The sequence below is a fragment of the Pseudomonas sp. JUb52 genome, assembly GCF_004341115.1.
Classification (GTDB): domain Bacteria; phylum Pseudomonadota; class Gammaproteobacteria; order Pseudomonadales; family Pseudomonadaceae; genus Chryseomonas; species Chryseomonas oryzihabitans.
Window position 1 is genome coordinate 121987 of record NZ_SLYS01000006.1, and the last position, 15634, is coordinate 137620.

Here is a 15634-nt window from a genome sequence, read left to right on the forward strand (position 1 = left end):
CTAGTCCTGCCCTATCGGCCCATCTAGTCCTGCCCAACGGGCACAACTGGAGATCCAGCGTGGCAAGAGCGCCACAGTGTGTCATTTCCGACACTGTGTGCCATTCCCAGCACTCTGGCCTAGAGGTGAGAAAATCCCACCGAAAAGGGGGGGATCAATCTGGGGCGGTAACCCGGAATGTGAGCAAAATTGCGCGTATCTCGACCGAGGTGATACTTCCTCACTTTGAGGAAAAGGGTGGGAGGGAATCGCCGTGATGGACCTTGAGCAGGACATCCTGGCGCGGCTGGCGCATATGGGCGTGGTGCCGCTGCTGGGCGGACTGGTACCGGAACCGGCAACCGCCGAGCTGCTGGGCTACGCGCCGAGCTACCTCCGCCGCCTGGCCGCCGCCGGCCTTTCTCCGTTGCCCTTCATCCTCCGCGGCAACCGCCGGTTCTACAAAGTCGACGACATCCGACTATTCGTGACCAGAACCGTCGCATGACGGCGAAGTAGCGCGCTGACGGGTCTAGGCGTGCACGCGTAATTTGCCGATATCGCCTCACGCCGTGCGCTGGGGCGCTCCCGCCAACATCGGAGCCCCTATGGCAAACCCTAATCAACTCGAACGCTGGCAGCGCCTTAGCGCCCACGTCGCCAATGGCGGCCAGGTCGCAGCTAGTGACCAGCACGTCGTCGCAACCATCACCACCGAGATCAACGAAATGGATGAAGACATCGCGCAGATCGTCGCGGCCCAGAAAGCCACCCAAGATCGCCAGATGGAACTGCAAGCCCGTCTCCTCGACATGGAGCAGCGGATGGTCGCCGGCGGCGGCGCTGCTGCTCAGTCTCAGTCGGGTGCCAAGCGCGATAACCCCGTAGCTGCCTCCCTGATCGAGACTGGTGCCTTCGATAGCTTGCGGGCTGGCCAGCGTACTTCCGGCCAGCACACCGTGACCGCAGACCTGCGCGCTGCCCTGACCAACCCGGGCCGCGGCAAGACCGGCGACAACGAGTGGAACACCGAGCCGGACCGCCTGGGCGGCATTCAGGGCGTCGCCCCGGTACGCCTGACCCTGCTGGACGTGCTCCCGGTGCAGCAGGTGTCCGGCAATATCCTCGAGTACGTGCTGCTGGATGGCTACGTGAACGGCGCTGACTACCAGGTCGAGGAAGGCGACGCGAAAGCCGAAACCAAGATGCCGACCAAGCTAGCCCGCGCCGAGGTGGCCACCATCGCCCATTGGCTGCCGGCTTCCAAACAGGTGCTGGACGACAACACCGGCCTGTCGAACCAAATCGGCCAGATCCTGACCATCTCCCTGCGCCAGAAACTCGAGCACGAAGTGCTGGTGGGTGCGGGCGGTGAAGGCAAGATCAAAGGTCTGGTGGGACTGGCCGCTACCTATGCGCCGACCGCTACCCTGGCGGCTGACCGGATCGGCGAGGCAATCACTGACCTGAACGCCGCTGGCTGGAACACCAACGTCATCGTGCTCAACCCGGCCGACTGGTTCAGCATCGCCAGCACCAAGAACGATACCGCCGAGTACACCCTGGGCAGCCCCCGTGACCCGTCCCCGGCCAGCCTGTGGGGCGTGCGCGTGGTGACCAATCAATCCATGCCCGCCGGCCAGGCGCTGCTGCTGGACACCTCCCAGACCGTTCTGCTGGACCGCCAACAGGTGACCGTCGAGGCCAGCCGCCAGGACGGCGACAACTTCCGCCGCAACATGGTGACCATCCTGGCCGAGCTGCGCGCCGGCCTGGCTGTGTACGCCACCACGGCGACCCGAATCATTTCGTTGGCAGCCCCTGCCACAAAGTGATCGTGGGTTAGCTGCGAGTGCCACGGCAGACGATAACCGCAGCAGCCAGAGCTCCGATAAGCCTTGGGGAGTGATCTGGCACTAGGCCCGCCCCGCGCGGGCCTTTTCACATCAACTGGAGAAGACCATGACCGACACCCCGATACCCAAGCATGTGCACCGTGCGCTCAACCAGATCGCCCACAGCCGTGCCCTGCTGCGCCAGGTGCAAGAGCGGACGACGCTGCAGCGCGAGATCGACAAGATGCTGGCCGCTGGCATGACCGCCGAGGAAGCTCTGCAGATGCTGCGCGCCAACCCGCCGTTCGTTGACCCCAACTACTGATCGAGATGCGCGATGAGCCAGCACGACTACCGCAAGGCTGCACCCTTCCCCCGAGCACTGGCTACCAAGATCGCCCGCAAGGCCGACGTGATGGCTAAGCGCTTCGAGGACCAGATAGTGCGCGAGCTGACCATCACTGCCCGCTCTGCCCTCAATCGTGGCGTGGATGCCGAGCAAATCGAGCGAGAGATGGGCCTTTGAGGCCGGGGGCGGTCGGAAACCCTGGGGCCGTCGTCACGGACACCGCGCCCTCAGGCGTTTTTTCACGGCCGCGAAATTAAAAGTTCTGTGGTCGGCACCCGCGAAAAATGAGAACGACCGGCGAGGCCGGCGAGGAGACACCCATGACCACCGCCGCGCACTACACCCCGGCGACCATCATCAAGCTATCGGGGCCCCTAGCGCGCCTATTTGGCCGCGAACATCGCTACTTCCTGGACCGAGGGACTGCCGAGGAGGCTTTCAGCGCCCTCCGCAACACCCTGGACGGCTTCCGTGAGGCCATTGCCGCCCTAGAGCGCCGCGGCCTGGTCTACGCCGTCTTCCGCAACCGGCAGAACGTCAGCGCCGACCCCGAGTACCTGGACCTCTCCCGGATGGTGCTGCGCGTCGCCATCCAGTATGAGCTTGAGCTGCGCGGCCTGGCGCTGAGCTGGCATCACATGTGCGCAGGCAACCCAGAAGCCGCCCAGCAGGTGCGAGCAGAAGCCGCGGCAGCCGCTCGGGCCTGGGCTGACTTCTGCGCCGGCCTGGGCCTTCAGCCTGCTGAGCTAATCCTAGCGGTAGGTGGCCACCACCCCGTTGTAATCGACCTGGTGCGCTGGGCGCCTGCACCTGAGCCCGCGCTGGTGGAGAAGTGGCGAGGCCTGTTCGAGACGGCGGCCTGCGGCGAAATGTTCGGCGAGGCCCGGCACTGATGAAGAAGCTGCGAATGCTCAAGCCGCGAACGAAGACGCTGGAGACTTCGAAGACCAGCGCAAAGCCCAGGGGCAACACTTGGGGAGAAGGCCGCGGCGGTCGCCCCTGGCGTCGCATCCGTGAGCGCATCCTTCAGCGAGACCTCTACACATGCCAAGCGTGCGGCCTGGTAGCTGCTGACGCGGAGGTTGATCACATCGTCAACCTTGCCCAAGGCGGCGGCGAAGGCGATGAGAACCTGCAAACGCTCTGCGGTCCCTGCCACCGTGCGAAGACTGCGCGGGAGGCTGGCCAAGCCCGCGGGTAGGGCATGTGGCACGCCAGTACCCCCGCTCCGGCCACCTACCCGAGCCTGTAGCACGTCAACTCCCTCATAAATGCACCGTTTTGATGCGTCGAGGGGGTGGGGCGGGTCGAAACCTCAGGACCTAAAGGGGCGGACACCGCCTGCCCTCGCACGCACAGATTTTTTTCCCGCTGGAGGAAAAGTTAAAGGCAGCCGGCCAGAAGTTAAAGGGCGTTAACCGGCTGGAACCCGCGCCAGGACTGGCTTAGGCCGTGTTAAAGGAGCCGCCAGATGTTAAAGCCGGTTAACCCGAAAAGTTAAACTTTAACCTCCGGGCAAAATGGCAAAACGTGACATGTCACGGAGCAGCGCCGGCAAATGTGAGTAGGAATGTGAGTAGGATTTCAGGTCTCCACGTGAAAACCTGCATTTGGTATGGCCTGGGAGGATCAGTTCGGTTCTGTCCCTGGGCACCAAGACAAGCTTCCGGATCCTGCGGGATCTGGAAATCAGAGAAACCGGCCTAGCGCCGGTTTTTTTGTGCCTGCGATTCCTATCCGCTCGCGTCCAAAGCCCGAGCGCGTCCCTTCCCTGCCGCTCAGGACGCCTTTGCAACGACCCGCGCCGTGGGTGCCTGGTCTGAAGCGCTCGGGTGCCGCCCTGCTCACGCCGGTGCTGGAGCCCCGCCCACCGCACCGAGATGGATCGCCAGCCACACCGTGGCGACCGCGGGATCGGTGTAGGTCACCCAGTGCTCGACATCAGCCGGGATGAACAGCGTATCGCCCGGCTCGAGCGTCACCTCCCGCCCCGCCAGGGCGATCCGCGCGGCGCCCTTCAGCAGCAGCACCCATTCCTCATGGGCCTGCCGCCAGGGCGCCGCTGCCGGCGTCGTCTGGCCCTGGGAGACGATCCGCTCTATACGACAGCCGGGCCGCTCCAGCAGGGCCGTGAATACCTCCGCCGCGGCGGCATCGGGCAGGTCGCGAAACAAATTGCTCATGACGTTTTCCCTCCGGGGCTGGCGCCAGGGCGCCGAGGTCATCCAGCCTGCACCGGTCCGCATGGGCGCTCAAGCCGCGCAGGGCTCCTCCGCCCTCGGAGCCCATGGCCAGGCCACCGGGTCCGCGGCTATTTGCGCTCAGGAGTGCGATCCGCCCGACGGTTTCAGGAGGTCGTTTCCCGGCTGCAGGGGATTTCGGCGATGATCGATCGCAGCAGTGGCAGCCCGTCCAGGGCACCGCTCGACCTTGGCTGACCGCTGTGGTCAGCTGGACTTCGCACCAGGCGCACGGAGGCGCTCGCTGCATGCCCATTCCCTCGCTTCCCCTCGTTGCTCCCGCTCTGCCGGGCGCTCTCCCCCAGGACACCGTCGCTCAACCCGGCCCGCTCGCCGTCGAGCCCGCCGCACCCTTCTGGCTCAGACTCCTGAGTGGCGTCAGCCTCTGGTTGAACCGGTTGTTTCTCAGCCTGGTCATGGCGCTGATCGGCTTCACCCTATGGCACTGGTGGCAGGGATGAAGCGGCGCCTGGATCAACTGGAGTTGACCATCCTGATGTGCGGCATCGGCCTGCTGGCCATGGCGCTCATCGTCGCCGTGGGCATGCAGGGCCTGGACTGGGCCTGAGCTCACGGGCGGCCTTACCAGACCTTTACCTGGCCTGACGCCCGCTGACCGCCAAAGGTGTTTCATGGTGACGCGGCCCATCGAGCGCCGCGAGGAGAGCACCATGGCATCGCGAGCGTCGTTGATTCTGCTGTTGACCGCCACCCTGACCGCCAGCGGCCTGGCCGCCGCCTATGAGGGCCCCGAGCGTGGGCAACCCTGGGCGGGCGGCCCGGCAGCCGTCGCCGAGGGCGGTGAATTCCTGCCGGCGGGCGAATTTCGACGGCATCACCGGCACCACCCCTATTACCGCAGGGATCGCTATCCCTACAGCTATTACCAGCCCTATCCGCAACCCGGCTATGCCGCGCCCCATTGGCGGCCGGCCCCACCGGGCTACTACCCCTACCAGCCGGCCTATGAACCCCGTCCCTATTACGGACCCCCGCGCCATTGGTGAACTGCTTGGCATCACGACGGCGAGATGATGGCCTTTTGCGATGAGCCACACAGGGAGATGTTTGCCAGAGGAGCAGAATGCCATCACCCATTAGGCTTTAGGGCGCTGCCAACATGTATGAGAGAGATGATGTAATCTGCATGGCTTGCCTTGCGACCATGGCTGCAGCTTTCACCGGCTTCATCATGGTGATGGCGCTGTTGTGATCGTCAGATAGACGAAACCCCGCCGAGGCGGGGTTTCGAAGGCGGTATGGCACGGTCCTAGATGGGACGACTGCCATATTTGCTGTCGGGCTTCTTCGGCGGATCGGCGACCACATTGGCGTCGATTTCCTGCACCTTGCCACCGCGGGCCAGAAAGTCCTGCATGGCCTTTTCCAACGCATCCCGCTCGCGCTGCTTGGCTTCCACCGAAGGCAGTTCCTCGGGCTCGGCTTCACGCTTCTTCTTGGCCTTGCTCCCGGACGCGGGCGCTTCGCTGTCCCCGCTTTCCTCTTGCTCGGCGTCGTCGGTTGCGGCAGCGAAGTCTTCGTTATCGCCCTCTTCTTCCGCGCCTGTCTCCAGGTCGTCCTGTTCCAGATCTTCGTCGCTCATAAACCGCCTCCACACACTTTGGCAAAATCGGACCGCGCGTTTTGACGCGGCCTCCTAAAAAAAATTCCTGGCTATTCGCCTTGCAGCGTCGCGATCAGTCGCCGTGCGCCACCCTGGTCGCGATGCTCACCCAGGTAGATGCCCTGCCAGGTTCCCAGGGCCAGGCGACCCGCCTGGACCGGCAGACTCAGGCTGCAGCCGAGCAGACTGCTCTTGAAATGCGCAGGCAGGTCGTCCGGCCCTTCGTAGTCGTGTTCGTATCCGGCCTGCCCCTGGGGCACCAGCTGGTTGAAGAACCGCTCGAAGTCGCGGCGTACCGCCCCATCGGCATTCTCGTTGATGGTCAGCGAGGCCGAGGTGTGCTGCAGCCAGAGGTGCAGCAGGCCGATCCGGCACTCGCCAAGCTCGGGCAGCTGCTCCAGCACCTCAGCGGTGACGAGATGGAAACCACGCGCCCGCGCGCGCAGGGAAAAGCTCCGCTGCAGCCACATGAACAACCCTCGCCGACTGACTGGGCGCGCATTCTAGCGCGACGATCGGAAAAGCAAAGCGGTGATTGCACACCGCTGGCGTGCAGTCTAGACACAGCAGGATGGCGGTTGTTCCAGCCGTATGGCGGACATGAAAAAGGCGCCTTGCGGCGCCTTTTTCCAGAGCGGCGGCTTACAGGTTGTAGCCACGCTCGTTGTGCAGGGTGAGGTCCAGACCCACGGTTTCCTCTTCCTCGTTGACTCTCAGCCCCATGACCACGTCCAGCACCTTGAGGATCACGAAGGTGACGATGCCGGTGTAGACGATGGTGAAGGCCACGCCCTTGAACTGGATGAACAGCTGGGCGCCGATGTCGGTGACGGTGCCGAAGCCACCCAGGGACGGAGCGGCGAAGACACCGGTCAGCAGGGCGCCGACGATGCCACCGATGCCGTGCACGCCAAAGGCGTCCAGGGAGTCGTCGTAGCCGAGCTTGCGCTTGAGGCTGGTGGCGGTGAAGAAGCAGATCACGCCAGCGGCCAGGCCGATGATCAGGGCGCCCATGGGGCCGGCGGTACCGGCGGCCGGGGTGATGGCGACCAGACCGGCGACCACGCCGGAAGCGATGCCCAGGGCGCTCGGCTTACCGTGGGTGATCCACTCGGCGAACATCCAGCCCAGGGCGGCGGCAGCGGTGGCGATCTGGGTGGTCAGCATGGCCATGCCGGCGGTGCCGTTGGCAGCGGCGGCGGAACCGGCGTTGAAGCCGAACCAGCCGACCCACAGCATGGCGGCACCGACCAGGGTGTAGCCCAGGTTGTGCGGCGCCATGGGGGTGGTGGGATAGCCCTTGCGCTTGCCCAGGACCAGGGCCGCGACCAGACCGGCCACACCGGCGTTGATGTGCACCACGGTGCCGCCGGCGAAGTCCAGCACGCCCCAGTCCCACATCAGGCCGCCGTCACCGCTCCAGACCATGTGGGCGATGGGGGCGTAGACGAAGGTGAACCACAGGCCGGTGAAGACCAGCATGGCGGAGAACTTCATGCGCTCGGCGAAGGCACCGACGATCAGCGCCGGGGTGATGATGGCGAAGGTCATCTGGAAGGTGACGAAGACGCTTTCCGGGAACAGGGCGGTGGCCGAGGTCACGGCATCATGCTGCAGGCTGGACAGGAAGGCCTTGCCCAGACCGCCGATGAAGGAATTGAAGTTGCTGACGCCCTTCTCCATGCCGGTGGTGTCGAAGGCCAGGCTGTAGCCGTAGACCATCCACAGGATGCTGATGAGACCGGTGATGGCGAAGCACTGCATCATTACCGAGAGGACGTTCTTGGCACGCACCATGCCGCCGTAGAACAGCGCGAGACCCGGGATGGTCATGAACAGCACCAGGGCCGTCGAGACCAGCATCCAGGCCGTATCCCCGCTGTTGATGGCTGGTGCCGCAGCCGCTTCCTGGGCCATGGCCAGGCCCGGCAGCGCTACGAAAGACATGAGGGCTCCTAGCCCTGCGTAGGTGCGCAGAGTCATCGTTGTTTCTCCTGGGGCTCGTGTGGGGTTGGGCGGTCGGTTAAGGCGTCAGATGGCGTCTGTGTCGGTTTCGCCGGTGCGGATGCGGATGGCCTGCTCGAGATTCACCACGAAGATCTTGCCGTCACCGATCTTGCCGGTGTTGGCGGCCTTGGTGATGGCCTCGATGACACGGTCGAGCTGATCGTCGGCGATGGCGACGTCGATCTTGACCTTGGGCAGGAAGTCGACGACGTATTCGGCGCCGCGATAGAGCTCGGTATGGCCCTTCTGACGGCCGAAGCCCTTGACCTCGGTAACGGTGATGCCTTGCACACCGATCTCGGACAGCGACTCACGCACGTCGTCGAGCTTGAACGGCTTGATGATGGCGGTGACTAGTTTCATGAACTTCTCCCGATTGAGTTGACTGGCCCCAGGAAAACAAACCCCGGTCCAAGTCTAGCGCAGTGACCGTCTGTTTAACCGTTGGCGTGGTAATCGCCGCGGTCACGGCAGAAGCGGCCAGAGCGCGCCTCCACCCCAGGCGCCCTCTGACGCCCGTCTCTGCATCGGCAGTAGCAGAAAGCTTGCCAGGTTTGTGAAGGCGTACGGATTTCGAGCGCCAGCCCGGCTGGCGCGCCTCCTGAAGGGGCAGGACCCGGCCCTGCGGGCAGGACTTTGCACCAACAGCGAACAGCTCTGGGCCGGGGTTGGCACCAAAGCGGTGCAAGGCACTGCCGGAGGGTCGGAAGCCTGCTGTGCTACACTCCAGCTCCGATCCATTGCAGGGGATAACCATGTCCACGACCCGTTCGCTGTTCGATTCCCTGACTCAGCAGGCCAGCCGGCTGTTCGGTCAGGACTCGCCGCTGGCCATGGCCGAGATCGAAAGCCAGTTCAAGGCACTGCTGCAAGGCGCCCTGAGCAAGCTCGATGTGGTCAGCCGCGACGAATTCGATGCCCAGATGGCCGTGCTGGCCCGCACCCGTGCGCGCCTGGAAGCCCTCGAAGCGCGCCTCACCGAGCTGGAAAAGCCGCAAACCGCCGAGGTCAACCCGCCGGTCACCCCGGCCACGGACGTCGCGCCCGCCGACTGATCCCCAAGGGCGCGCCAGGATGGTGCAGCCCTGAGTCTGGCGAATCACGATCAAGGAGAGATCATGTCGCTTGCCCTCGTTCATACCCGCGCCCAGGTGGGCGTGGAAGCGCCGCCGGTGGTCGTCGAGGCGCACCTGGCCAACGGCCTGCCCGCCCTCACCCTGGTTGGCCTGGCGGAAACCGCCGTTCGCGAAGCCAAGGATCGGGTGCGCAGCGCCATTCTCAACGCCGGCTTCGAATTCCCCAGCCGCCGCATCACCCTCAATCTCGCGCCCGCCGACCTGCCCAAGGACGGCGGGCGTTTTGACCTCGCCCTGGTCATCGGCATCCTCGCCGCCAGCGGACAGCTGCCGGCGCAGGGCCTCGACGATTACGAGTGCCTGGGTGAACTGGCCCTGTCGGGCGCGGTGCGGGCGGTGCGTGGCGTGCTGCCCGCAGCGCTGGCGGCCCGTGCCGCCGGGCGGATCCTGGTGGTGCCCCGCGCCAACGCCGAGGAAGCCTGCCTGGCCAGCGGCCTTAGCGTCCTCGCGATCGATCACCTGCTGGAATTCGCCGGCCACCTGAGTGGCCAGGCCGTGCTGGCCCCCTATCAGCCCAGCGGCCTGCTGCGCACCCCGCTGCCCTATCCCGATCTCGCCGAGGTCCAGGGCCAGCAGGCAGCCAAGCGCGCCTTGGTAGTGGCCGCGGCCGGTGCCCACAATCTCCTGCTGGCGGGCCCACCGGGAACCGGCAAGACCCTGCTCGCCAGTCGCCTGCCAGGACTGCTGCCGCCCCTGGACGAAGAAGAGGCGCTGCAGGTGGCCGCCATCCATTCGGTGGCCGGCTCCGAGCCGCTGGAACACTGGCCGCAGCGACCCTTTCGCCAGCCGCATCATTCGGCGTCCGGGCCAGCACTGGTGGGCGGCGGTAGCCGCCCCGGGCCCGGCGAGATCACCCTGGCCCACCGCGGGGTGCTGTTCCTCGACGAGTTGCCGGAATTCGATCGCAAGGTGCTGGAGGTGCTGCGCGAGCCCCTGGAGAGTGGCGAGATCGTCATCGCCCGGGCGCGGGAGCGGGTGCGCTTTCCGGCGCGCTTCCAGCTGGTGGCGGCGATGAATCCCTGTCCCTGCGGCTATCTGGGCGATCCCAGCGGGCGCTGTCGCTGCAGCCCGGAGCAGATCCAGCGCTATCGCGGCAAACTCTCCGGTCCGCTGCTGGACCGTATCGACCTGCACCTCACCGTGGCCCGCGAGCACATGCGCCTGGGCGCTTCAGCGGTCAGCGAACTCACGACGGCGGAGGCGGCACGCCAGGTGGCCGACGCTCGCGCCCTCCAGCTGGCGCGCCAGGGTCGCCCCAACGCCCTGCTCGGTCTCGATCAGCTGCACCAGGTCTGTGCCCTGAGCGAGGCCGATCAGCGCTGGCTGGAAGGCGCGGGGGAACGCCTGAATCTGTCCCTGCGCGCCCTGCACCGGGTGGTCAAGGTGGCCCGTACCCTGGCCGATCTCGCCGGCCAGGCCGAGATCCAGCGGGCGCAGCTGGCGGAAGCCCTGCAGTATCGCGCCAGTCACTAGGCGCCAGCGGACGGGCCGTAGTGTCGCGGCGGCTCCTGCAGGCGATCGCGCAACGCCTGATTTTCCTGCGCCAGCTCGAAGCACATGGCCCGCCACTGGTGGGCCAGCTCGCGATAGTCGTCCCGCTCCGCCCGCAGCGTGGTCAGCATGCGTTCGACGGCCTGCACCGCCTCGTTGGATACGCCCATGACACCCCTCCTCTTATACTGTATTTGCATACAGTAGTCAGAGTATTGCGGCCAGGCAAGGGCCAAGGCGCGCGGAGATGAAAAAGGGAGGCCTGAGCCTCCCTTTCACTGCTGCTGGAAAGGTCCGGTCAGTTGAACCGGCCTACCTCGGCGCTCAGGTCTTCCGCCAGATGACGCAGCTCGCCAGCGGTACCGGCCAGCACCTCGGCGGCATCGCGCTGGGCGGCGTTGTCCACGGCGATCGCCTGGATGTTACGGCTCAGGGCGGTGGCGGTGGTGCTCTGCTCGGCGGTGGCCTGGGCGATGCCGGAGAATTGCTCCACCGCCTCGGCCACCTGCTGGTCGATGCTGCGCAGCGCCTGGGCCACGTCGGCGTTGCGCGCCAGGCCCTGCTCCATGAGGCGATTGCCTTCGTCGATGGCGCCCATGGCGCGCTGGGTCTCGCCCTGCACCGCGCCGATCATCTGCGAGATCTCGCGGGTGGCTTCGCTGGTACGACCGGCCAGCTGCCGGACTTCGTCGGCGACCACGGCGAAGCCGCGGCCCTGCTCACCGGCCCGGGCGGCTTCGATGGCGGCGTTAAGCGCCAGCAGGTTGGTCTGCTCGGCGATCCCGCTGATGACGCCGATGATGCCGCCAATCTGCTGGGAGCGGCCGTCCAGGCCCTTGATGAGTTCGGCGGTGCTGGCCAGGGAATCAGCGATCTGCTCCAGGGCGCCCGAGGCGCCCTGCATGGCCTGGGTACCGGTGCGGGTCTGCTGGGCGTTTTCCTGCACCAGACGCTCGGTGCGCTGCATGCCGTCGGCGATATTCTGGGCGGTGGCGCTGAATTCCTCCACGGCGCTGGCCATGCTGTCGATCTGGCTGGACTGCTCGGCGGAGCGTCTCAAGGTCTGGTCGGAGAGTTGGCTCAGTTGCTGGGACCGCTCGGTGACCGCGCGCGAAGAGCCACGGACCTGCTCGACGGTGGAAGCCAGGGCATCGGCCATCTGATTGAAGCTCCGGGCGAGTTCGCCGATTTCGTCGTGGCTGCGCGCCTCGACGCGCACGCTGAGCTGGCCGCGCCCCAGGGCCTGGGCACGCTCCACCAGTTGGCCCAGCGGCTTCAGCTTTTGGCGCAGCAGGACGACCGAGGCGACCACCGCCAGCACCAGGGCGATCAGGCTGCCGATGGCCAGGCGCAGGCCAACCGCGTGTACCGGTGCGTCCAGCTCGGCCTTGGGCAGCGTAGCGACCACGGTCCAGCCTTCACCGGCGACCGGGGTGCTGACGCTGAGGAAGTCTTCATTACCGTCCCGCCAGCTGTGTTCACGCTGCTTGGGATCGTCCTTGAGAGCGGTCAGGAGCTCGTCGGTCTGCTTGGCATTGGCCGGGGGCACGAGCCAGTTGCCCTGTTCGTCGAGCAGGGCCAGGGAGCCGGTCTCGCCGATGCGCAGCTGGGTCAGCTGGGCCAACTGCTGGGCCTGGGCGTCGGTGTAGTCGAAGCCGACATAGAGCACGGCGATGATCTGGCCCTGGGCATCACGCACCGGGCTGTACTGGGTCATGTAGGAGCGGCCGAACAGCTGGGCGCGACCGACGTAGGTCTGGCCCTGGAGCAGGCCGGCATAGCCGGGGTGCTTGCGGTCCAGGCGGGTACCGATGGCGCGACTGCCGTCCTGCTTCTTCAGCGAGGTGGTGATGCGGGTGAAGTCTTCGCCATCGCGCACAAAAATGGTGGCGGTACCGCCGGTGAGGCGGGTGAAATCATCGACCTGGGTGAAGTCGTTGTTCAGCATTTCACCCTTGTAGAGCAGCACCGGGGTATCGGTGCCGGCGACGACGGTGCGTTCGCTGCCACGCGTCAGGCCACCATCGAAGCGACGTTCGAACAGGTTGGCCAGCCGCTGGGTGCTGATCTTCAGGGTACTGAGAAAGGTCTGCTGCTGATCGGAGAGCAGCCGGGCCTCGCTGCCCAGGTGCTTGCGCTGGGTACCTTCGATGGACACGCTCAAGGCATGCAGGGCGAACAGACAGCTGCCGGCGATCACGACAATCAGTACCAGACTGAGGGCCAAGGCAAGTTGTCGGGCAATACTACGACGCGGGGAAGTGACCATAGGGGGCTCCAAAGCGCCTACATCCCTGTAGGGCAGTACGAAATTTGAGGGCAAGGTTTTACATCAGGACGAACCGCTCTACGGCGGTCTTCTTAGCGATGAATGGTTAGTTTATCGGCTGGAACATGGCGAACTAAAGCGAATGACGAATGTCTGGCGCCTTATTTGTGGCGAATGACCTCGGGAAGGCTCTGGGACGCCACTTCCCGCTGCAGGAAGTCAGCCAATTGGCGAAAGCGCGCCTGCCCCCGGCGATTGCGTGGCCAGACCAGATAATAGGCATCGCCGCTGGCCACCGCCTCGGGCCAGGGCAAGGCGATGAGCCCGGCCGCCACGTCTTCGGCCAGCATCACCAGATCGCCGATGGACACCCCGTAACCCCGCGCGGCAGCGGCCATGCCCAGCTCCAGGGTGTCGAACACCTGGCCACCCGTCAGGGGCACCGCCTGGGTCAGCCCCATGGCCTGCAGCCAGCGGCGCCAGTCGCGGCGGTCGAAGGTGGGATGCAGCAGCTCTTCGCGCTGCAGGCGCGCCGGGTCCCAGACGCCCTCGCGGGCGGCAGCCGGCGAGCAGACCGGCACCAGCCACTCCTCGAACAGCGGCACCACCTCCCAGTCCGCGGGGAAGCGGCCGTCGCCGAGCAGCACCGCGCAATCGAAGGGCTCGTGGACGAAGTCTACCCGGTCGCTGGCCATCCAGACGCTGGTGAGCTGGATGTCCAGTTGCGGACTGAGCTGGCGAAAGCGGGCCAGACGCGCCAGCAGCCAGCGCAGCGACAGGGTGGTGGGCGCCTTGAGTCTCAGAGTGCCCTCGGCCACGGCGAGATTGCCGCAGGCCCGCGCCAGGGCCTCGAAGCCCTCGCTCAGACCCGGCAGGAGCAGCTTGCCAGGCTCGGTCAGCGCCAGCTGTCGCCCGGCGCGCTCGAACAGGCGGCAGCCAAAGGTCTCTTCCAGGGTCCGCACATGGCGACTGACCGCACTCTGGGTCAGCGACAACTCCTGAGCCGCGCGGGTAAAGGAGCCAAGGCGAGCGGCGGCCTCGAAGGCGCGCAGGGCATACAGCGGCGGCAGCCGCGAGGGGACGTCGGGCATGACTCTGACTCATGGATGGCATGGCTATTTTCCGATTGTGGAAGGCGCGACCGCATCCAACAATGAGTTCTTGTCAAAGTCGGCCCTGCTCAGCGAGATCCACCCATGTCTCTGCCGCGTCACGAGTTGCTCGCGCTGTTGCGCCTCGCCCTGCCCCTGATCGGTGCGCAGCTGGCCTATGTGGCCATGGTCTTCACCGACACCCTGATGATGGGCCGCCTGGGCCCGGCCGCCCTGGCCGGCGGGGGCCTGGGGGCGGCGGTCTATTCCTTCGTCTCGGTGATCTGCGTGGGGGTGATCACCGCGGTGGCCAACCTGGCGGCCTTGCGCCGCGGCGCGGGCGATACCGAGGGCGTGGCGGCGGTGACAGCGGCCGGGATCTGGATCGCCGCAGTGCTGGCACTGCTGGCTGGCACCCTGCTGTGGCATATCGAGCCATTGCTTGCCCTGGCCGGCCAGCCGGAAGAGAGTCGCCAGGCGGCCGGCGTCTTCCTGCGCTGCCTGGCCTTCGCCCTGCCCGGCCATCTGCTGTTCATGACGCTGCGGGGTTTCACCAGCGCCCTGGAAAGACCCGGACCGGTGTTGACCATCGTGCTGGGGGCGGCGCTGCTCAATGCCCTGTTCAACCTGGCGCTGCTGCATGGCTGGGGCGGCCTGCCGCAACCCGGGCTGCCAGGCATCGGCGCGGTGACCGCGGTGGTGATGAATGGCGCGGCCCTGGGCCTGGCGCTGTATATCGCCCGCCATCCGGCCTATGCCGCCTATCCCCTGCGCCGCTATCTGCGTCGTCCGGATCGTCGCGCGCTCGCCGACACCCTCGGCCAGGGCCTGGCGATCAGCGGCACCTATGCGGTGGAAGCCTGCCTGTTCCTCTCCGCGGCGCTGTGCATGGGTGCCCTCGGTGCCACCGCCCTGGCGGCCCATCAGATCGCCAATCAGCTGGTGTATCTGGTGTTCATGTTGCCCGCCGGCCTCTCCTACGCCACCAGCATCCGCATCGGCCAGCACCAGGGCGCCGGGCGGCCGCGCGAGGCCCTGCTGGTGGGGCGGCTGGCGATCGGCGGCGGTGCCCTGGTGATGCTGGGCATCGCCCTGCTGTTCTGGAGCTTTCCCGCCTGGCTGGTAGGGTTGTTTCTGCCGGATGGCCACAGCCCGGTCAGCGAGCTGGCGCGGCAGCTGGTGCTGATCGCGGCGGTGTTCGTCATCTTCGATGGCACCCAGAGCATCGCCCAGGGGGCGCTGCGCGGCATTCGCCAGGCGCGCCTGGGTTTCTACGGCGGCTTGCTCTGCTATTGCCTGATCGGCGCCAGTGGCGCCTGGCTGCTGGGCGTCCGCTTGGGTATCGGCCCCCATGGCGTCTGGTGGGGTCTGGCCTTCGGCCTGGCCTGTGCGGCGCTGCTGCTGACCGGCGCCTTCGAGTGGCTGATGCGGCGGCAGCTGGGCGCAGGTGCCGTGCAGGACCTGCCGGAGCCGCTGGCCGCGCCGCGCGGCCTGGCGCAAGACGGCTGAGCGCTGCGGCGGCCCAAGCGTTTTACCAAGTGGTCCACCCTTGGGGCCTGCGCTAGACTAGACGCTTTGGGCCACCCCGGCGTAGCGCCCGGTGTCCAGGGCCC

General features: G+C 66.3%; 19 protein-coding genes. 11 read left to right on the forward strand and 8 right to left on the reverse strand.

Annotation, left to right across the window (positions count from 1 at the left end; all coding sequences use genetic code 11):
* The first annotated feature begins 256 nt into the window (after positions 1-256).
* The 6 genes from EC839_RS12175 to EC839_RS12200 all read left to right on the forward strand — a co-directional run bounded on the left by EC839_RS12175 (position 257) and on the right by EC839_RS12200 (position 3364).
* Positions 257-487 carry a DNA-binding protein gene (locus EC839_RS12175; RefSeq protein WP_132832568.1) on the forward strand — a complete coding sequence of 77 codons (231 nt, stop codon included), beginning with the start codon at positions 257-259 and terminating at the stop codon, positions 485-487.
* Between the two features lie 100 nt (positions 488-587).
* Positions 588-1814 carry a phage major capsid protein gene (locus EC839_RS12180; RefSeq protein WP_132832569.1) on the forward strand — a complete coding sequence of 409 codons (1227 nt, stop codon included), beginning with the start codon at positions 588-590 and terminating at the stop codon, positions 1812-1814.
* A gap of 127 nt (positions 1815-1941) precedes the next feature.
* Positions 1942-2139, forward strand: coding sequence for a hypothetical protein (locus tag EC839_RS12185; RefSeq protein ID WP_132832570.1), 198 nt, complete (start codon positions 1942-1944; stop codon positions 2137-2139).
* A 12-nt stretch (positions 2140-2151) separates the two neighbouring features.
* Complete coding sequence (locus EC839_RS12190) at positions 2152-2340, forward strand: hypothetical protein (protein WP_132832571.1); 189 nt, start codon at positions 2152-2154, stop codon at positions 2338-2340.
* A 143-nt stretch (positions 2341-2483) separates the two neighbouring features.
* Complete coding sequence (locus EC839_RS24325; RefSeq protein ID WP_177416724.1) at positions 2484-3056, forward strand: hypothetical protein; 573 nt, start codon at positions 2484-2486, stop codon at positions 3054-3056.
* A gap of 14 nt (positions 3057-3070) precedes the next feature.
* Complete coding sequence (locus EC839_RS12200) at positions 3071-3364, forward strand: HNH endonuclease (RefSeq protein WP_256681066.1); 294 nt, start codon at positions 3071-3073, stop codon at positions 3362-3364.
* 643 nt (positions 3365-4007) lie between these two features.
* Here EC839_RS12200 and EC839_RS12205 read toward each other — a convergent pair.
* On the reverse strand, positions 4008-4346 hold the full coding sequence (locus tag EC839_RS12205) for a cupin domain-containing protein (RefSeq protein WP_007159800.1): 339 nt from the start codon (positions 4344-4346) through the stop codon (positions 4008-4010).
* A 305-nt stretch (positions 4347-4651) separates the two neighbouring features.
* Here EC839_RS12205 and EC839_RS12210 point away from each other — a divergent pair, with 305 nt between their 5' ends.
* Positions 4652-4864, forward strand: coding sequence for a hypothetical protein (locus EC839_RS12210; protein WP_007159801.1), 213 nt, complete (start codon positions 4652-4654; stop codon positions 4862-4864).
* Between the two features lie 210 nt (positions 4865-5074).
* The gene (locus EC839_RS12215; protein ID WP_007159803.1) at positions 5075-5410 is read left to right on the forward strand and encodes a hypothetical protein; all 336 of its coding nucleotides are present in this window, start codon (positions 5075-5077) and stop codon (positions 5408-5410) included.
* 263 nt (positions 5411-5673) lie between these two features.
* On the opposite strand, the gene sutA is transcribed toward EC839_RS12215, so the two are convergent.
* The 4 genes from sutA to glnK all read right to left on the reverse strand — a co-directional run bounded on the left by sutA (position 5674) and on the right by glnK (position 8397).
* Positions 5674-6006 carry a transcriptional regulator SutA gene (sutA, locus tag EC839_RS12220; RefSeq protein WP_007159805.1) on the reverse strand — a complete coding sequence of 111 codons (333 nt, stop codon included), beginning with the start codon at positions 6004-6006 and terminating at the stop codon, positions 5674-5676.
* Positions 6007-6077: 71 nt separating this feature from the next.
* Positions 6078-6497: a secondary thiamine-phosphate synthase enzyme YjbQ gene (locus tag EC839_RS12225; protein ID WP_007159806.1), complete on the reverse strand. Its 420-nt coding sequence runs from the start codon at positions 6495-6497 to the stop codon at positions 6078-6080.
* 172 nt (positions 6498-6669) lie between these two features.
* The gene (locus EC839_RS12230) at positions 6670-8010 is read right to left on the reverse strand and encodes an ammonium transporter (RefSeq protein ID WP_039975506.1); all 1341 of its coding nucleotides are present in this window, start codon (positions 8008-8010) and stop codon (positions 6670-6672) included.
* Between the two features lie 48 nt (positions 8011-8058).
* Positions 8059-8397 (reverse strand): P-II family nitrogen regulator, encoded by a 339-nt coding sequence (glnK, locus tag EC839_RS12235; RefSeq protein WP_003096476.1) that lies wholly within the window; start codon positions 8395-8397, stop codon positions 8059-8061.
* A 392-nt stretch (positions 8398-8789) separates the two neighbouring features.
* Here glnK and EC839_RS12240 point away from each other — a divergent pair, with 392 nt between their 5' ends.
* Both EC839_RS12240 and EC839_RS12245 read left to right on the forward strand, forming a co-directional pair.
* The gene (locus EC839_RS12240) at positions 8790-9089 is read left to right on the forward strand and encodes an accessory factor UbiK family protein (RefSeq protein ID WP_132832573.1); all 300 of its coding nucleotides are present in this window, start codon (positions 8790-8792) and stop codon (positions 9087-9089) included.
* Between the two features lie 63 nt (positions 9090-9152).
* The gene (locus EC839_RS12245; protein ID WP_132832574.1) at positions 9153-10643 is read left to right on the forward strand and encodes a YifB family Mg chelatase-like AAA ATPase; all 1491 of its coding nucleotides are present in this window, start codon (positions 9153-9155) and stop codon (positions 10641-10643) included.
* On the opposite strand, the gene EC839_RS12250 is transcribed toward EC839_RS12245, so the two are convergent.
* From EC839_RS12250 to EC839_RS12260, 3 genes are all read right to left on the reverse strand, one after another.
* Positions 10640-10831 carry a hypothetical protein gene (locus EC839_RS12250; protein ID WP_007159810.1) on the reverse strand — a complete coding sequence of 64 codons (192 nt, stop codon included), beginning with the start codon at positions 10829-10831 and terminating at the stop codon, positions 10640-10642. The two genes, EC839_RS12245 and EC839_RS12250, sit on opposite strands and share 4 nt — an antisense overlap.
* A gap of 128 nt (positions 10832-10959) precedes the next feature.
* Entirely contained in the window at positions 10960-12930 is a 1971-nt protein-coding gene (locus EC839_RS12255; protein ID WP_039975508.1) for a methyl-accepting chemotaxis protein, read from the reverse strand.
* Between the two features lie 161 nt (positions 12931-13091).
* A complete protein-coding gene (locus tag EC839_RS12260; protein WP_007159812.1) occupies positions 13092-14021 on the reverse strand; it encodes a LysR substrate-binding domain-containing protein in 930 nt (309 codons plus the stop codon).
* A gap of 105 nt (positions 14022-14126) precedes the next feature.
* On the opposite strand from EC839_RS12260, the gene EC839_RS12265 reads away from it, so the two are divergent.
* A complete protein-coding gene (locus EC839_RS12265) occupies positions 14127-15530 on the forward strand; it encodes a NorM family multidrug efflux MATE transporter (RefSeq protein WP_007159813.1) in 1404 nt (467 codons plus the stop codon).
* Positions 15531-15634: the final 104 nt, after the last annotated feature.

Excerpts from the sequence above, each read along its gene's own strand:
- EC839_RS12175 (WP_132832568.1), top strand. The coding sequence starts at position 257 with ATGGACCTTGAGCAGGACATCCTGGCGCGGCTGGCGCATATGGGCGTG.
- EC839_RS12180 (WP_132832569.1), top strand. The coding sequence starts at position 588 with ATGGCAAACCCTAATCAACTCGAACGCTGGCAGCGCCTTAGCGCCCAC.
- EC839_RS12185 (WP_132832570.1), top strand. The coding sequence starts at position 1,942 with ATGACCGACACCCCGATACCCAAGCATGTGCACCGTGCGCTCAACCAG.
- EC839_RS12190 (WP_132832571.1), top strand. The coding sequence starts at position 2,152 with ATGAGCCAGCACGACTACCGCAAGGCTGCACCCTTCCCCCGAGCACTG.
- EC839_RS24325 (WP_177416724.1), top strand. The coding sequence starts at position 2,484 with ATGACCACCGCCGCGCACTACACCCCGGCGACCATCATCAAGCTATCG.
- EC839_RS12200 (WP_256681066.1), top strand. The coding sequence starts at position 3,071 with ATGCTCAAGCCGCGAACGAAGACGCTGGAGACTTCGAAGACCAGCGCA.
- EC839_RS12205 (WP_007159800.1), bottom strand. The coding sequence starts at position 4,346 with ATGAGCAATTTGTTTCGCGACCTGCCCGATGCCGCCGCGGCGGAGGTA.
- EC839_RS12210 (WP_007159801.1), top strand. The coding sequence starts at position 4,652 with ATGCCCATTCCCTCGCTTCCCCTCGTTGCTCCCGCTCTGCCGGGCGCT.
- EC839_RS12215 (WP_007159803.1), top strand. The coding sequence starts at position 5,075 with ATGGCATCGCGAGCGTCGTTGATTCTGCTGTTGACCGCCACCCTGACC.
- sutA (WP_007159805.1), bottom strand. The coding sequence starts at position 6,006 with ATGAGCGACGAAGATCTGGAACAGGACGACCTGGAGACAGGCGCGGAA.
- EC839_RS12225 (WP_007159806.1), bottom strand. The coding sequence starts at position 6,497 with ATGTGGCTGCAGCGGAGCTTTTCCCTGCGCGCGCGGGCGCGTGGTTTC.
- EC839_RS12230 (WP_039975506.1), bottom strand. The coding sequence starts at position 8,010 with ATGACTCTGCGCACCTACGCAGGGCTAGGAGCCCTCATGTCTTTCGTA.
- glnK (WP_003096476.1), bottom strand. The coding sequence starts at position 8,397 with ATGAAACTAGTCACCGCCATCATCAAGCCGTTCAAGCTCGACGACGTG.
- EC839_RS12240 (WP_132832573.1), top strand. The coding sequence starts at position 8,790 with ATGTCCACGACCCGTTCGCTGTTCGATTCCCTGACTCAGCAGGCCAGC.
- EC839_RS12245 (WP_132832574.1), top strand. The coding sequence starts at position 9,153 with ATGTCGCTTGCCCTCGTTCATACCCGCGCCCAGGTGGGCGTGGAAGCG.
- EC839_RS12250 (WP_007159810.1), bottom strand. The coding sequence starts at position 10,831 with ATGGGCGTATCCAACGAGGCGGTGCAGGCCGTCGAACGCATGCTGACC.
- EC839_RS12255 (WP_039975508.1), bottom strand. The coding sequence starts at position 12,930 with ATGGTCACTTCCCCGCGTCGTAGTATTGCCCGACAACTTGCCTTGGCC.
- EC839_RS12260 (WP_007159812.1), bottom strand. The coding sequence starts at position 14,021 with ATGCCCGACGTCCCCTCGCGGCTGCCGCCGCTGTATGCCCTGCGCGCC.
- EC839_RS12265 (WP_007159813.1), top strand. The coding sequence starts at position 14,127 with ATGTCTCTGCCGCGTCACGAGTTGCTCGCGCTGTTGCGCCTCGCCCTG.